General features: G+C 76.1%; 14 protein-coding genes. 5 read left to right on the top strand and 9 right to left on the bottom strand.

Features of this window, described 5'->3' with window-relative positions; genetic code table 11:
• Positions 1–19: 19 nt before the first annotated feature.
• The gene (locus ABD160_RS06320) at positions 20–610 is read right to left on the bottom strand and encodes an HhH-GPD-type base excision DNA repair protein (protein ID WP_344019273.1); all 591 of its coding nucleotides are present in this window, start codon (positions 608–610) and stop codon (positions 20–22) included.
• A gap of 42 nt (positions 611–652) precedes the next feature.
• Here ABD160_RS06320 and ABD160_RS06315 point away from each other — a divergent pair, with 42 nt between their 5' ends.
• Entirely contained in the window at positions 653–2,236 is a 1,584-nt protein-coding gene (locus tag ABD160_RS06315) for a DUF7782 domain-containing protein (RefSeq protein ID WP_344019271.1), read from the top strand.
• Positions 2,233–2,691 (top strand): D-aminoacyl-tRNA deacylase, encoded by a 459-nt coding sequence (dtd, locus tag ABD160_RS06310; RefSeq protein ID WP_344019269.1) that lies wholly within the window; start codon positions 2,233–2,235, stop codon positions 2,689–2,691. The genes ABD160_RS06315 and dtd overlap by 4 nt, the downstream gene beginning before the upstream one ends.
• Here the strand turns inward: dtd and ABD160_RS06305 are convergent.
• The gene (locus ABD160_RS06305) at positions 2,669–4,435 is read right to left on the bottom strand and encodes an ABC transporter ATP-binding protein (RefSeq protein ID WP_344019266.1); all 1,767 of its coding nucleotides are present in this window, start codon (positions 4,433–4,435) and stop codon (positions 2,669–2,671) included. The two genes, dtd and ABD160_RS06305, sit on opposite strands and share 23 nt — an antisense overlap.
• Positions 4,432–6,144 (bottom strand): ABC transporter transmembrane domain-containing protein, encoded by a 1,713-nt coding sequence (locus ABD160_RS06300; RefSeq protein ID WP_344019263.1) that lies wholly within the window; start codon positions 6,142–6,144, stop codon positions 4,432–4,434. The genes ABD160_RS06305 and ABD160_RS06300 overlap by 4 nt, the downstream gene beginning before the upstream one ends.
• A gap of 195 nt (positions 6,145–6,339) precedes the next feature.
• On the opposite strand from ABD160_RS06300, the gene ABD160_RS06295 reads away from it, so the two are divergent.
• A complete protein-coding gene (locus ABD160_RS06295; RefSeq protein WP_344019260.1) occupies positions 6,340–7,113 on the top strand; it encodes an AraC family transcriptional regulator in 774 nt (257 codons plus the stop codon).
• Positions 7,114–7,140: 27 nt separating this feature from the next.
• A complete protein-coding gene (locus ABD160_RS06290) occupies positions 7,141–8,073 on the top strand; it encodes a siderophore-interacting protein (RefSeq protein ID WP_344019258.1) in 933 nt (310 codons plus the stop codon).
• 48 nt (positions 8,074–8,121) lie between these two features.
• Here ABD160_RS06290 and ABD160_RS06285 read toward each other — a convergent pair whose 3' ends face one another.
• The 5 genes from ABD160_RS06285 to ABD160_RS06265 form a co-directional block, all read right to left on the bottom strand.
• Positions 8,122–9,135 (bottom strand): ABC transporter substrate-binding protein, encoded by a 1,014-nt coding sequence (locus ABD160_RS06285; RefSeq protein WP_344019255.1) that lies wholly within the window; start codon positions 9,133–9,135, stop codon positions 8,122–8,124.
• A 59-nt stretch (positions 9,136–9,194) separates the two neighbouring features.
• Positions 9,195–10,019, bottom strand: coding sequence for an ABC transporter ATP-binding protein (locus ABD160_RS06280; RefSeq protein ID WP_344019253.1), 825 nt, complete (start codon positions 10,017–10,019; stop codon positions 9,195–9,197).
• Positions 10,016–11,083: a FecCD family ABC transporter permease gene (locus ABD160_RS06275; RefSeq protein WP_344019251.1), complete on the bottom strand. Its 1,068-nt coding sequence runs from the start codon at positions 11,081–11,083 to the stop codon at positions 10,016–10,018. The genes ABD160_RS06280 and ABD160_RS06275 overlap by 4 nt, the downstream gene beginning before the upstream one ends.
• A complete protein-coding gene (locus ABD160_RS06270; protein ID WP_344019249.1) occupies positions 11,080–12,126 on the bottom strand; it encodes an iron chelate uptake ABC transporter family permease subunit in 1,047 nt (348 codons plus the stop codon). Before ABD160_RS06270 ends, ABD160_RS06275 begins: the two co-directional genes overlap by 4 nt.
• 137 nt (positions 12,127–12,263) lie before the next feature.
• Complete coding sequence (locus ABD160_RS06265) at positions 12,264–13,247, bottom strand: ABC transporter substrate-binding protein (RefSeq protein WP_344019247.1); 984 nt, start codon at positions 13,245–13,247, stop codon at positions 12,264–12,266.
• Between the two features lie 164 nt (positions 13,248–13,411).
• Here ABD160_RS06265 and ABD160_RS06260 point away from each other — a divergent pair, with 164 nt between their 5' ends.
• Positions 13,412–13,696 (top strand): YggT family protein, encoded by a 285-nt coding sequence (locus ABD160_RS06260; RefSeq protein WP_344019245.1) that lies wholly within the window; start codon positions 13,412–13,414, stop codon positions 13,694–13,696.
• 6 nt (positions 13,697–13,702) lie between these two features.
• Here the strand turns inward: ABD160_RS06260 and ABD160_RS06255 are convergent, their stop codons facing one another.
• Positions 13,703–15,007, bottom strand: a complete 1,305-nt coding sequence (locus ABD160_RS06255) for a patatin-like phospholipase family protein (protein ID WP_344019243.1) — start codon at positions 15,005–15,007, stop codon at positions 13,703–13,705.
• Positions 15,008–15,013: the final 6 nt, after the last annotated feature.

The raw sequence follows: 15,013 nt of genomic DNA, 5'->3' as shown, positions 1-15,013 counted from the left end.
GCTAGCCCTACGCCGGCACTCACCCCGCCGCTGCGGCCTTCTTCTCCCGTGCGGCGGCCTTCAGCGCCTTCTTGGTGTCCCGTACCTCGGTCAGTGTCTGCGCGTCGACGACGTCGGCGGCGGAGAGCCGGGTGTCCGCCGCGCCGTAGTCCCCGGCGGCCTCCCGCCAGCCGTCCGGGGTGACGCCGTACTGCTTGCCGAGCAGCGCAAGGAAGATTTTCGCCTTCTGCTCGCCGTAGCCCGGGAGGGCCTTCAACCGGCGCAGCACCTCCCGGCCGTCCGGCTCGCCGCGGGTCCAGATCGCCTCCGGGTCGCCGTCCCAGTCCTCGACGATCGCGCGGCACATCTCCTGCACCCGGCGGGCCATCGAGCCGCCGTAGCGGTGGATGGCGGGCGGCGTGGTGGCCAGTGTGGCGAACCCGGCCGGGTCGTGGTCGGCGATCACCCGGACGTCGAGCCCGCCGAGCCGTTCGTGCAGCTTGAGCGGACCGCGGAACGCGACCTCCATCTGGATCTGCTGGTCGAGCAGCATGCCGATCAGCAGCGCCAACGGCTCGCGCTCGAGCAGCGCGTCGGCCTCGGGATCCTGGGCGATGCAGATGCCGGTCATGCCGGACAGGATGGCACGGGACGGCCACGGGACAATGGGGTCGTGCCCAGCTCTCCCCACCCCAGCACCGAACCCGGCCTCGATCCGGGGCAGACCGAGCGCGTGCGCGGCTGCCTGCTCGACGCCGGCTACACCCCGGACGGCGTCCGGGCCCTGCTGGGCCGCGCCGCGCACGACGCGCTCACCCGCGGCGAGCCCGAGCCCGCCGCCCGGGCCAGCCGGGACGGCGACGAGCTCGGCACCCTCGTCCGGCTGTTCCTGCTGGAGGACACCGAGCCCGAACCGGCGGTGACCGCCGCGCTGGGCGATCTCGATCCGCTGCTGGCCGGCCGGATCCTGCGCCGCACGCCGGACGGGATCCGGGCGGCGCTCGACGTCCGGCCCTACGGCGAGGGCCCGGGCGACGACGGCGAGCCGGGTGCGGACTGGTGGGTGGTGTCGGACCTGGACAGTCCGGCCTCTCGGCAGGACCGCGAGCACGTGACCGGGGTGGGCGGGGCGTCGCTGTCGCTGGCCGCCGCCGCGGTCCGCCGCCCGGTCGGCTCGCTGCTCGACCTGGGCACCGGCTGCGGCGTGCAGGCCCTGCACGGGTCCCGGCACGCGGTGCACGTGGTCGGTACCGACGTGCTGCCCCGCGCGCTGGCGCTGGCCCGGCTGTCCTGCGGCCTGTCCGGGGTGCCGGTGGACCTGCGGGAGGGGCCGTGGTTCGCCCCGGTCGAGGGCGAGCGGTTCGACCAGATCGTGTCGAACCCGCCGTTCGTGCCCGGCCCGGAGCGGATCGACTACGTCTACCGGGACTCCGGGCAGGCCGGCGACGCCGCGCTGGCGGCGCTGCTCCGCGGGCTCCCCGACCGGCTCAACCCGGGCGGGATCGCGCAGCTGCTGGGCTCCTGGCTGCACGTGCGCGGCGAGGACTGGCCGGACCGGGTGCGGTCCTGGCTGCCCGACGGCGTCGACGCGTGGGTGCTGCAGCGCGAGGTCGTCGACCCGGCGATGCACGTCGGCACCTGGCAGCGCGACGCCGGGCTGGTCCCGTCCTCGCCGGCCGCCCGGGAGCAGGCCGGCGCCTGGCTGGACTGGATGGCCGCCGAACGCGTCGAGGGCGTCGGGTTCGGCTTCCTGATGCTGCGGCGCACCGACTCCGAGCCCACCGTCGTCGTCGAGGACCTGCCCGGCGAGCTCGGCGAGGGCCTGGGCCGGGAGATGACCGGCTGGCTGGACCGGATCGACTGGCTGCGCGCCCACGAGCGGGACGACGACCTGCTCGGCGCGACGCTGCTGATCGCCCCGGAGACGGTGCTGGAGAGCGCCTCCGCGGTCGATCCCGACGGCGGCTGGTCGGAGCTGTCGACGACGGTGCGCCGCTGGGGCGGGCCGGGCTGGGAGCACCAGATCGACGGCCCGGCCGCCGCACTGCTCGCCGGGTGCCGCGGGCACCTGCCGCTGTCCGAGCTGGTCGCGCTGCTGTCCTACGCGCACGACCTGCCCACCGACGCGCTGGTCGCGGCGACCCTGCCCGCGGTGCGCGAGTTCGTCCGGCACGGGCTGCTGCTGCCGGTGGACGGCTGGCCGCACCCGGTCGCGCAGCGGGTGACCGCGGCCGACCCGGCCGGCCCGGTCGGATGAGGGCGGTCGTCGCCCGGGTGCGGCGGGCGTCGGTGACCGTGGAGGACGACGACGGCACCCCGCTGCGGGTGTCCGGCCGGATCGGGCCGGGGCTGCTGGTGCTGCTCGGCGTGCACCGCGACGACGTCGGGGACACCGACCGGCCCGTCACGATGGCCCGGAAGCTGCACGAGCTGCGGCTGCTGCGCGGCGCCGACGGGACCGAGGCGTCCTGCGCAGGCACCGGCGCCCCGCTGCTGGTGGTCAGCCAGTTCACGCTCTACGGCGACACCCGCAAGGGGCGCAGGCCGAGCTGGTCGGCGGCCGCCCGGCCGGCCGACGCCGAGCCGGTGGTGGACGCCGTCGTCGCCGCGCTGCGGGAGCGCGGCGCGACCGTCGGGACCGGCGAGTTCGGCGCGAACATGGCCGTCGAGTCGGTGAACGACGGTCCGTTCACGGTGCTGGTCGAGGTGTGAGCGCCGTGCCGCCCGCGGCCCGCCAGGACCGGGCGTAGGGCCCGTCCGCGGCGAGCAGGTCGGCGTGCCGGCCGTACCCGGCGACCCGGCCCCGGTCGAGGACCAGGATCGCGTCGGCGGCCCGGGCCTGCTCCAGCCGGTGCGCCACGACGACGCCGGTCCGCCCGGCCAGCACCGCGTCGACCGCCGCGCCCAGCGGATCGGCCGCACCCGGCGCGACCGCCTCGGCGCTCGGCTCGTCGAGCACCACCACCGGCGGATCGGCCAGCAGCACCCTGGCCAGCGCGATCCGCTGCGCCGCGGTGGCGTCCAGCGCCGCTCCCGCCGGGCCGACGTCGGCGGCCAGGCCGCCGGGCAGCTCCAGCAGGTCCTGCCCGCCGACCGCGGCCAGCGCGGCGGTCATCTCGGCGTCGGTCGCGCCGGGCCGCGCCAACGTCAGGTTCTGCGCGAGGGTGCCGGAGAACAGGTGCACCTCCTGGGTCACCAGGAGCACCGTCGGCGGCCGGTGGGCGCGGTCGGCGGGCTCCCCGCCGACCAGCACCCGGCCCCGGTCCGGGCGCAACGCCCCGGCGACCAGCCGGGCCAGGGTGCTCTTGCCGGAGCCGCTGGCCCCGACGACGGCGAGCCGCCGGCCCGCCGGGAGCTCGACGTCGACGTCGTGCAGCACCGGCCGGTCCGGTTCGTAGCCGAACCGGACGCCCTCGATCCGGATCCCGGGCGGCTCCCGGCCGGGTGCGGCGGGCACCGGTCCGGGAGCGCCGGGGGCGCCGGCGTCCAGCACGCCGACCATCCGGGCCAGGCCGACGCCGGCCCGCTGCAGGTCGTCGAGGCTGATCAGCAGCGCGCCGACCGGGTCGAACAGGCGCAGGAAGTACAGCGCGGCCGCGGTCGCCGCGCCGAGGGTCACCCCGCTCGCCGGGTCGCCGACGAGCACGAACCCGACCAGCAGGATCAGCGCCAGACCGACGTACTCGGCGGTGTTGAGCACCCCGAAGAAGCCGGTCCGCAGCCGGGTCGCGATCCGCTGCAGATCCACGGTGCCGAACCCGACGGCGTCCACCGCCCGCTGCCACCCGCCCTGGCTGCGGTGGGCCCGGATGCCGTCGGCCCCGCGGACCGCCTCCAGCACCAGCTGGCCGCGGGCGGCCTCGCTGCGCCGCAGCTGCGCGTAGACCGGGCCCGAGCGGCGCAGGAAGCGCCGGGTGCCCCACACGTGCAGCGGCAGGCAGGCGAGCACGGCGAGGGCGAACCAGCCGTCCAGCACGGCCAGCCCGGCCAGGGTCAGTGCGATCGCGAAGGTCGCCGTCAGCACCCGCGGCACGGTGTCGGCGGACGCCTCGGTGACCGCCTCGACGTCGCGGGTCACCCGGGACACGACGTCGCCGGTGCCGGCCTCCTCCAGCCGTTCCACCGGCAGCGCGACGGCGGCGGCGAACACCTGCTCGCGCAGCTCGGCCAGCAGCTCCTGGACCAGGACGACGAGGCTGCGCCCGCCGGCGTACTGCACCGCCGCGGCGAGCAGCCCGGCGACGGCCACCGCGCCGACCAGTGCGGCGGCCGCACCGCCCGCGCGGGCGGTGACGGCGTCGACGAGCGCACCGAGCAGCGGCGGCACCGCCACCCCGGCGGCCGTCCCGGCCAGCAGCAGGAGCAGGGTCGCGGCGAGCCGTCCGCGCCGCGCCCGCAGCAGCCGGGCGACCGCGGACCAGGTGCGGCGGCGATCCGCGACGGGCAGGACGCTCATCGCAGGTCCTGCACCCGGTCGCAGGCCGCGAGCAGCGCGGGCGATGCGGTGACCAGCACGACCGCCCGGTCCGTCCCGGCGCACCAGCTCCGCAGCCCACCGGCGATCCGGTGCTCGGTGACCGGGTCGACCGCGGTCGCCGGCTCGTCCAGCACGACGACCGGGATCCCGGCCTGCTCCGCACCGTGCAGCGCGCGGGCCAGCAGCAGCCGGCGGCGTTGCCCGCCGGAGAGCCGGCTCCCGGCCTCGCCGACCGGGGCGTCCGGCCCGCCGGGCCGGTCCAGCACGTCGTCGAGCACGGCGACCGCGGCGATCCGCGGGTCGATGTCCGGCCCGCCGACGGCAGCGGCCGGGTCCGGGTCGGCCGGCACCCGCCCCCGGACGTTGTCCCGCACGGTCCCGGTGAACAGCACGTCGTGGTGCGGTACCGCCAGTACCCGGCTGCGCCAGGCGTCCGCGCCGAGATCGAGCGCGTCGCCGCCGCCGGCCCGCAGCTCGCCGGGCTCCGGCACGACCCGCAGGGCGAGCCGGTCGGCCGCGGCGCGGGCGGTCGCGGTGTCCGGGGCGCGCAGCCCGACCAGCTCGCCGGCCCGCACGACGAGCGGCGCGCCGCCGGCCGGTGCCCACTCCAGCACCGGCGCGGCCGGATCGGCGGGTGCGGCGTCCGCCGTGCCGCCGGGCACAGCGGGCGGCTCGGCGATCATCGCGTGCATCCGGCGGGCGGAGGCCCGCTTGTGCATCCAGTTGGCGCCGAAGGTGCCGACGTGGTCCAGCGACCCGCGCAGGAACTGCCCGAGCCCGACGACGGCGATCAGCTCGCCGACGGTGATGTCGCCCCGCCAGGCGAGCAGCCCGGCCCCGCCGGCGAGCACCGCCAGGAACAGCCCGGACACGGCCGTGCTCAGCGCCGAGTAGAGCTGCAGCGAGCGGGACGCCCGGACGGCCCCGCGGCGGGCCTGCTCGCTCGCCTCCCGGTACCGGCGGGCGGCCTCGTCCTCGCCGCCGAGGCCCTGCACCGTCCGCAGGCCGGTCATCAGGTCGGTGGCGACCGCGCTCGCGGCGGCCGCCGAGCGCTGTTCGGCCAGCCCGCGGATCTCCAGCGGGCGGGCGACCCGCTGCATGAGCACCAGCACGAGCACCGTCGTCACCAGCACGCCGATGCCCAGCGGCACCGAGATCCACAGCAGCGCGGCGGTGCCGGCGAGCACCGCGGCGAGGGTGGCGGTCTGCTCCACCACGCTCCACGCGATGCCGGCCACCCGGAACGAGTCCGAGGACACCAGCGAGAGCACCTCGCCGCTGCTGCGCGCGGTCGGCGCACCGCGCGGGTGCAGCAACCGTGCCGTCCCGATCCGGCGCAGCGCGTGCTCACCGATCCCGAACACGTCGACCATCGCCCGCGACGCCCAACGGTAGGACAGCGACAGGACCAGGAAGGTGACGGCGAGCGCACCGAGCCCGGCGGCGAGCAGCAGCGGGTCCCCCGGCGCCAGCGCCCGGTCGACCACGATCCCGACCAGCACCGGCACCGCGGCCTCGCCGAGCTGGTGCAGCACGAAGCCGGCGGTGGCGGCGGCCAGCAGCCGCCACCGGCCGTCCCGCAGGAGCGCGGCGGACACCACGTCGCGGACGGTGACGACCGGGGGCGGGACGGTCGGGTACTCGGCAGACCCGGCGGGCGCCGTGGGCCCGGTCGGCGCTGTGGGCACTGGGGACACGGTCGCCGACGCTAGGGAGCCGGCCCCCGCCGTGGCGGGCAGCCGCTGTCGCCGATCGGTCACCCGCGTCCCGGATCTGTCCGGTTCGCGACAGTCGTGGCCCGGCGCCGACGCCGGAACGATCTAAGGTGAGCCTTGCATTACCGGCCCGGCGGGTCGCCCGGGCCCGACAGGAAAGGAGCCGCCGTGCTGCAGCCACCGATCGAACCGCAGGCGTCGGTGATCCCGGAGCCGTACCTGCTGACCACCCGCACCGTCACCCCGGACGCCGCCGACCGGGGCGCCTGCTCGGTCGACCACCAGGTGGTGTGGCCGCACGCCGGCACCTGCACGGTGACCGTCGCCGGCCGCTCCTGGTCACTGACGCCGGGGCAGGGGCTGTGGCTCCCGGCGGAGACGCTGCACCGGGTCCGGGCCGATCCGGCGGCCGAGGTGTACCGCACCTACCTGGCGCCGTTCGCCTGCACCGAGGTCCGCACCGAGCTGCGCTCGGCCGGCGTTGCCCGGGCCGTCCGGGAGCTGCTGTTCTACCTCGCGTTCAACGGCATGGACCGGCAGCGCCGGTTCGACTCCCAGCGGCTGTGCATCCGGCTGATCGACGACGAGGTGACCTCGGTGCTGGAGGTGCCGCACCCGGCGGACCGCCGGATCCGGGGCATCGCCTCGGCGATCCTGGCCGACCCGACCGACGACCGCACCCTGGACTACTGGGCATGGCGCACCTCGACCAGCTCGCGCACGATCGCCCGGGCCTTCCGCGCCGACACCGGGATGAGCTTCTCCCGGTGGCGCACCTCGGTGCGGATCAGTGCCGCGCTGGAGCTGCTCGGTGCCGGAACCCCGGTCACGACCGTCGCCCACCGGGTCGGCTACGCGACACCGAGCGCGTTCAGCGCCGCGTTCCGCCGGGTGGTGGGCCGCTCCCCGCACCAGTACCTGCCGCACCGGCAGGCCCTCTGACCTGCACGACCACCGATGAGGAGAGCAGTGAGTCCGACGAGCACAACAGACACGGCGGGACCGGCGACCGGGTACCGGCCGCGCATCCACCGGGCGGTGGTGACCGGCGTGCGCCGGCTCGGTCCCGGGATGGTCCGGGTCGGCTTCGGCGGCGACGACCTGGCCGACTACCCGACGACCGGGATCGGTGACGAGTACGTCCGGGTGTTCTTCCCGGACACCCCGGACGAGCCGGTCCGGATGCCGTTCGTGAACGACAACGGCTGGGACTTCCCGGACGGCGTCGAGCCGTCCGAGATGCGGACCTACACCATCCGCGGGCACCGGCCCGGCACCGATCCCCGGATCGAGATCGACTTCGTGCTGCACGACGGCGGGATCGCCGCGGCCTGGGCCGAGCAGGCCCAGGCCGGGCAGGTGGTCGCCGTGAACCCGCCGCGCGGGCTGTACGAGCGCCCGGCCGGCGCCCGGCGGCAGATCGTGGTCGCCGACGAGCCCGGCCTGCCCGCCGCGCTGCGGATCGCCGAGCTGACCGCGGGCGAGGTCCCGACCGTCCTGCTCGCCGAGGTGCGGGGAGCCGGGTTCGAGCTGACCGCCGATCTCCCGGACGGCACCGGGATCGAGTACGTGTGGCTGCGCGGCGGCAACGGGCACGGCCCGAGCGGGCTGGCCGGGGCGCTGCGCCGGCTCGCCCTGGACGACACGACCTACGTCTGGGCGGCCACCGAGGGCCGGATCAACCGGGAGATCCGCCGGCTGGTGCGGCACGAGCGCGGCCTGCCGGCCGGGTTCTACAAGTGCGTCGCCTACTGGACCGACCGGGCCGAGGAGTGGACGGCCCGGTTCGACGCGCAGGGCACGGACTTCCGGGCCCGGGTGGAGGCCGTGTACGCCGGTGACGGCGACCTGGAGGACATGATCGACGAGGTGCAGCGGATGTACGACGCCGCGGGGCTGTAGCGCCGGGGCGGTGCGGGCCGGTGCCGGAGGGCACCGGCCCGCAGCCGTTCAGGCCAGGGTGGCGAACGTGTCGTCCCAGCCCTGCAGCACGTAGGCCGAGGTGTAGCCGCCGCCGAAGTAGGTGTCGCCGTACTGCACCGCGACCCGGCCGGCCCGCACGGCGGGCAGCTGCTGCCACAGCGGCTGGGTCCGCAGCCGGTCGAGCAGCGGGTCCTCCCGGGAGTCGGCGAACAGGATCGCGTCCGCCGCCTCGAGCACCTCGATGTTCTCCATCGCCAGCGACGTGTCGTCGGCGAACAGGGCGGTGTCCAGGGTGCGTCCGCCCAGGTCCCGCAGCACCGCTCCGGCGGGCTGTTCGAACTCCACCCCCTGCAGGCTGGTCCCCCACAGCCGGCCCTCCTCCGGGGAGTAGGTCACCCCGATCACGGTGGACCCGGAGATCGCGTCGGCGTGCCGGGCGCGGACGTCGGCGACGGCGGCGTCGTACTCGCCGATCGCGGTCTCGGCGGCGTCCGGCCTGCCCAGCCAGCCGGCGATCCGGCGCAGGTTCTCCTGCCAGGTCAGGCTGTACTCGACGGGCAGCACCGGGGCGACCTCCTGCAGCCGGGAGATCGGCCAGTACTCGCTCTCCTGCTCCAGCTTGGTGCAGATGATCAGGTCCGGTTCGAGGCCGAGGATCTGCTCGACGTCGGGGATCTGCGACAGCAGCGGCACCCCGTCGGGCAGCGGGATCCAGGGCTGGGCGGTCCGGTTGGTGTAGCCGATCAGCGGCAGGCCGAGCGCGACGGCGGGCTCGAGGTCCACCCGGGAGTCGATCGCGACGACCCGCTGCGGATCGACCGGGATGTCGTAGTCCCCCTGCGGGGTGCTCACCGCGCGCCGGTCGCCGGACGGCGCGCCCGGCGCCGCGGGCCCGGTGCCGCCGGCGCAGCCGGCCAGGGCCAGCGCGGCCGCCGCGGTGCCGGCGAGGAAGCCGCGCCGGGTGAGGTCGGCGACGATCCGCGCCCACTGCGCGTCGGTGACGCCGGATTCGCGGGTGGGCAGGACGGTCGGGGCGGTCACGGGATGTTCCTCCAGGTAGCGGGATGGGCGGGGCCGGTCAGGGGCCGGTCAGGGGCCGGTCAGGGGCTCTGCCGGACGGTGAGCCCGGTGTGCTCCGGCGCGGGTGCGCGCCCGAGCGGCAGGACGAGCGGGCGCCCGGTCACCGGGTCGTCGGCGATCACGTTGGGCAGGCCGAACACCCGCTCCACCAGCTCGGCGGTGAGGATCTCGGTGGGCGGGCCCTGGGCGACCACCTCGCCCGCCGCCATCACGACGAGGTGGGTGGCGTAGCGGGCGGCGTGGTTGAGGTCGTGCAGCACCGCGACGAGCGTGTGCCCGTCGCGGGTGTGCAGGTCGTGGCACAGCTCGAGCAGCTCGATCTGGTGGGCGACGTCGAGGAAGGTGGTCGGTTCGTCGAGCAGCAGCAGCGGGGTCGACTGGGCGAGCGCCATCGCCACCCACACCCGCTGGCGCTGCCCGCCGGAGAGCTCGTCGACCCGGCGGGCGGACAGCTCGGTCACCCGGGTCGCGGCCATCGCCGAGACGACCGCCTGCTCGTCGGCGGCGGTCCACTGGCGCAGCAGCCTCTGGTGCGGGGTGCGGCCCCGGGCGACCAGATCGGCCACGGTGATCCCGTCCGGCGCGAGCGAGGACTGCGGGAGCAGCCCGATCCGGCGTGCCACCTCCTTCGACGGGTACGAGCCGATCGCCCGCCCGTCGAGCAGCACGGTGCCCGCCGCCGGGCGCAGCAGCCGGGCCAGGGCGCGCAGCAGCGTCGACTTGCCGCAGGCGTTCGGCCCGATGATCACGGTGAACCCGCCGTCCGGGACCGCGACGTCGAGATCGCGGGCGACCACCGTCGCGTCGTATCCCAGGGTCAGGCCCTCGGCACGCAACCTGCTCACGACGTCCGTGCCTCCCGGATCAGCAACCACAGCAGATACCCCCCACCGATGCAGACGGTCACGACGCCGACCGGGAGCTGGTTCGGCGCGATCACCCGCTGTGCCGCCCAGTCGCTCGCGGCCAGCAGGGCCGCGCCCATCGCGGCCGCCGACCCGACGCCGACGCCGGTGCGGCCGGTCAGCCGCCGGGCGAGTTGCGGCGCGGCGAGCGCGATGAACGAGATCGGCCCGGCCGCGGCGGTGACCAGCGCGGTCAGTGCGACGCCGACGACGACCAGTGCGAGCCGCAGCCGTTCCACCCGCAGGCCGAGCGCGGCGGCGGTGTCGTCGCCCATCTCCAGCACCCCCAGCCGGGGGGCGAGCAGCGCGGTGAGCGGGACCAGCACGGCCAGGCAGGCCAGCACCGGCCCGACCTGCTCCCAGGACGACCGGGCGAGGCTGCCCGCACCCCAGATCGCCGCGGACATCGCCGCGTCCAGCTCGGCGCGCAGGATCAGCCAGGCGTTCGCCGCGGCCAGCATCGCCGACACCGCGATCCCCACGATGATCAGCCGGAAGCCGGAGACACCGCGGTTCCACGCCAGCAGGTACACCACCGCGGCGGTGGCCAGGCCCCCGGCCAGCGCGCCGCCGGCCACCATCGCGTAGCCGCCGCCGGTCAGCAGGATCACCACCAGCGCCCCGGTGTAGGAGCCGGTCGCGAAGCCGATGATGTCCGGCGAGCCCAGCGGGTTGCGGGTCAGCGACTGGAAGATCGCGCCGGAGGCGCCGAGCGCCGCACCGAACAGCAGGCCGAGCAGCACCCGCGGCAACCGCCACTCGACGACGACCATGTGCACGCGCCCGTCGGCCCGCCCCAGCAGGGCCCCGGCGACGTCGCCGAGCGGGATCTCGTAGCTCCCGCTGCCCAGTGCGGCCAGTCCGGTGCCGACCGCCACCGCGGCCAGCGCCACGGTGACGGCGACCGGGCGGAGGCCGATCCGGACCGCGACCGGACCGCGGCGGAGCACCCGGACCGGGTGCCCGAAGTCCACCCCGCCGGGGCCGCCGCGCACGGCGCTCACAGCCCGGTCGCCTTCCGCCTGCGGATCAGCGCGATCAGCACCGGCGCCCCGACGAACGCGGTGACGATGCCGACCTGCAGCTCCCCCGGGCGCAGCACGACCCGGCCGAGCACGTCCGCCGCGAGCAGCAGCACCGGCGCGAGCAGCACGCTGTAGGCCATGATCCACCGCTGGTCGGGGCCCACGATCCAGCGCGCCACGTGCGGCACCATCAGCCCGACGAAGCCGATCGGCCCGGCCGCGGCGGTGGCCCCGCCGCAGAGCAGGGTGATCGCGACGACGCCGACCGTGCGGGTCCGCGCGACGTTCGTCCCCAGCGTGGCGGCGAGGTCGTCGCCGAGCGCCACCGCGTTGAGCGGGCGGGCCAGCGCGAGCGCCGCCACGATCCCGATCCCGAGGAACGGCGCCACCTCGACGACGACGTCCATCGGGCGCCCGGCGAGCGTGCCGACCGTCCAGAACCGCAGCGCGTCGAAGGTCTGCGGGTCGAGCAGGGTGAGGCCGGATCCGATGCCGCCGAGCACGGCGCCGAACGCGACCCCGGCCAGGGTCAGCCGTTCCGGCGTGCCGCCGCCGCGGCCCAGCGAGCCGATCGCGTAGACCACCACGGCCGCCGCCGCCGCGCCGGCGAACGCGAACCACACGTAGGCCCGCAGGCTGGTGAGCCCGAGCAGGCCGACCGCGAGGATCACCGCGAACGCGGCGCCGGCGTTGACCCCGAGGATGCCGGGATCGGCGAGCGGGTTGCGGGTGAGCGCCTGGATCAGCGCACCGGCCAGGCCGAGCGCCGCGCCGGTCAGCAGCCCGAGCAGGGTCCGCGGGATCCGCAGGTCCCGGACGATCAGCAGGTCGTTGCCGCCGGCCGGGTCGTCGAGCCGGCCGAGCAGGTCGAGCACGGTGCCGAGCGGCAGCGGTTTCGCCCCGACGGCGACGCTGAGCAGCACGCACAGCACCAGTGCGCCGGCCGCGAGCAGCAGCCCGGCCCATCGGACCGTCGCGGGGCGGGCCGCGCGCGGTGGGACCGGCACCGGTGCTGCGGCCACCGCCGCGCGCCCGCCGGGGGCCGGATCAGGCACCGGGCAGGGGGCGGTGGAGCGGAGCGGGCACGGCGGGACGCCTCCGGGGGCCGGACAGGACAGGGCAGGGACAGAACGGGGCAGGACAGGGCAGGACGGGACCGTCAGCCGAGGTGCCGGACGACGCCGGCGGTGAGGTCCTCGACCAGGTCCAGCGCGGTGAGGGCGAACCCGAACCGGTTGGCGTACTCCAGCTCGACGATGCGGCCGGCCCGGGCGGCGGGCAGCGCGGCGAAGGCCGGGTTCTGCGCCCCGGGGTCGTCCGGGTTCTGGACGACGAGCAGATCGGCGTCCCGGTAGGTGTCCAGGTGCTCGGCGCTGAGGCGGACGATCTGCGGAGCGGCGGCGGGGTCGTGGCCGATCAGGTCGAACCCGATCTCGGTGGCCACGTTCGACGGGAACATGTTGGGGAAGGTCCAGAAGCCGTCGGCGTCCACGCCGAGCATCGCCACCGTCCGCCCGGCCAGCAGCGGCGCGAGCTCGGCGCGGGCCCGCGCGACCCGGTCGTCGTAGCGGTCGAGCGCCGCCCGCGCCCGGTCCGCCCGGCCGATCTCGGTGAGCTGGCGGGTCATCACCGCCCGCCAGTCGGCGGTGGTGTCGTCGGCGACCAGGACCGGGGCGATGTCCTCGGACAGCGAGCCCTGCTCCTGGTAGTACTCCCACCAGGCGCGGCCGACGACGAGCAGGTCCGGGTCGTGGTTCAGGATCCCCTCGGGATCGGGCGTCATGTTGTCGCCGGGCAGCCGGGCCGTGCCGTCCGGGAGCATCGCGACCAGGTGGCTGTCGTCGTCCCAGTCCGACGCGACGACCGGGTAGCCGGCGAGCAGTGCGAACTCGAGCCCGGCGCGGGCCTCGACCACGACCACCCGCTGCGGGTCGGCGGGGACGACGGCCCGCCGGTCACCGACCGTCGTCCCGACGGTCTCGCCCACGGTGCCGGTGTCAGCGGTGTCCGTACCCGGGCCGGTGCCGCAGCCCGCCAGCAGCATCCCGGCCACCGCGGCACCGGCCCCGAGGAAGCCCCGCCTGCTCAGCGCGGCGACGATGCGGGCCCACTCGGTGTCGGGATCGGCGGGGGCGAGCGGCATGGCGATACTCCTGGACGTGCGCGGCTCCCGCGGGAGCCCTGGACGGTCCGGGCCAGTCTCGTTCCGGGTGGGTTCGCACGGTGGTCAAGGAGTGTCGCGATCCGGTCAGCGGATCCGCAGGGCCCTCTCACCGGACTCTCAGGTGTGAAGGGGACGATGAGGGCATGATCGCGTCGCTGCTCGGCCTGATACTGCTGATCTTCCAGTTCGTGCTCATCGCGCGGGTGATCGTCGACTGGATCGACGTGCTCGGCTCCGGCCGCGGCGGTGCCGCGCTGGACACCGCACGCCGGATCACCCACGGCGCCACCGAGCCCGTGGTGGCGCCGATCCGCCGCCGGCTGAACACGGTGCAGATCGGGTCCATCGGGCTCGACGTGTCCGTGCTGATCGTGTTCCTGGTGGTGCTGGTGCTGCGGATCGTCGTCGTCCCGCTGATCCCGTTCTGATCGCGGCTACCCGGCCGGGCCCAGCCGCAGTGCGGTGACCCGGCCCTGCGCGTCCAGCGTGGCGCGGGCGAGACCCTCGGCCCGGTCGCCGTCCGGCGAGCTGATGCGCACCGCCCACACCGCGTCGTCCCGGGCGACCTGTTTGCGGGTGGTGTCGATGGCGAACTCGCCGGCCAGGATCTCCCCGACGGCGTCGGCCAGCGGCGAGCCGCCGGGGGCGCGCTCGCGGAACGGGGCGGTGGACCAGAGCCGGGCGTCCGGGGCGATCGCCGCGGCGAGACCGGCGGCGTCCCGCTCGCGCACGGCCCGCTCGAACGCCAGCGCGCCGAGGAAGCGATCGGCCTGCGTCGCACCGCGCCGCTGCAGCCGCTCCAGGAACGCCCCGTCCCGGTTCAGCTTGGACGCCGACCCGAGGATCCGGGACGCGATCACCGAGGACGGCATCTCCAGGATCCGGACGGTGACGTGCCGGTACCCCGCCTCCGGCCGCAGCTCGCCGTCGGCGAGCAGCCGGTCGATCGTCTCGATGAACCCCAGCTCCTGGTTCAGCGACAGGTTCCCGGCCAGCGCGTTGCGCCGCTCGGAGATCTCCACCAGGGTCCGCGGCTCGGACCGGATCCGGGACGGGTTGATCTGGATGACCCAGAGCTCGTCGGGGTCGGTGTCGAGCAGGTCGCGCACCGGCGGGTTCTGCGAGAACAGGCCGTCCCAGTAGACGCCGCCGTCGGCGTGCACGGCGCGGAACAGGTTCGGGATCGCCGCGGAGGCGAGCACCATCTCGCCGCTGATCGTGTCGGTCCGGCTGGAGAACGCGCGGAACCGGCCGTCCAGCACGTCGACGGCGCCGAGCAGCAGCAGCGGCTCCCGGCCTGCCGGGTCGGCGGCGATCGCGTCGAAGTCGACGTGCCTGCCCAGCAGCTCCAGGAACTGGCGGGTGCCGTCGATCGGGCGCGGGATCGCGTACGGCGTGCTCGCCGGCAGCAGCCCGAGCCCCTGCAGCGCGCCCGCCCAGACCATCCCGGCGTTCTGCAGGCGGGCGATCGGGCCGCGCGCGGCGTTGTCCGCCCAGAACGCCTCCAGCGCGTCCGCGGCGGCGGCGCGGTGCTCCGGATCGTCGCCGTGCCGCAGCCGGTCCCAGGCGACGAGCGCGCAGATCGCGCCGCCGGAGGTGCCGGACAGGCCGACGATCTCGGTGCCGTCGAACGCGCCGGTGCGCAGCATCCGGGCCAGCACGCCCGCGGTGAACGCGGTGTGGCTGCCCCCGCCCTGGCAGGCGATCGCGATCCGGCGGGGCCCCACGGAGGTGCTCATGCGCCC

Source organism: Pseudonocardia kongjuensis, from assembly GCF_039526905.1.
GTDB lineage: Bacteria > Actinomycetota > Actinomycetes > Mycobacteriales > Pseudonocardiaceae > Pseudonocardia > Pseudonocardia kongjuensis.
This window is presented reverse-complemented; position numbering and strand designations above follow the sequence as displayed.

Excerpts from the sequence above, each read along its gene's own strand:
- ABD160_RS06320 (WP_344019273.1), bottom strand. The coding sequence starts at position 610 with ATGACCGGCATCTGCATCGCCCAGGATCCCGAGGCCGACGCGCTGCTC.
- dtd (WP_344019269.1), top strand. The coding sequence starts at position 2,233 with ATGAGGGCGGTCGTCGCCCGGGTGCGGCGGGCGTCGGTGACCGTGGAG.
- ABD160_RS06265 (WP_344019247.1), bottom strand. The coding sequence starts at position 13,247 with ATGCCGCTCGCCCCCGCCGATCCCGACACCGAGTGGGCCCGCATCGTC.
- ABD160_RS06255 (WP_344019243.1), bottom strand. The coding sequence starts at position 15,007 with ATGAGCACCTCCGTGGGGCCCCGCCGGATCGCGATCGCCTGCCAGGGC.
- ABD160_RS06305 (WP_344019266.1), bottom strand. The coding sequence starts at position 4,435 with ATGAGCGTCCTGCCCGTCGCGGATCGCCGCCGCACCTGGTCCGCGGTC.
- ABD160_RS06260 (WP_344019245.1), top strand. The coding sequence starts at position 13,412 with ATGATCGCGTCGCTGCTCGGCCTGATACTGCTGATCTTCCAGTTCGTG.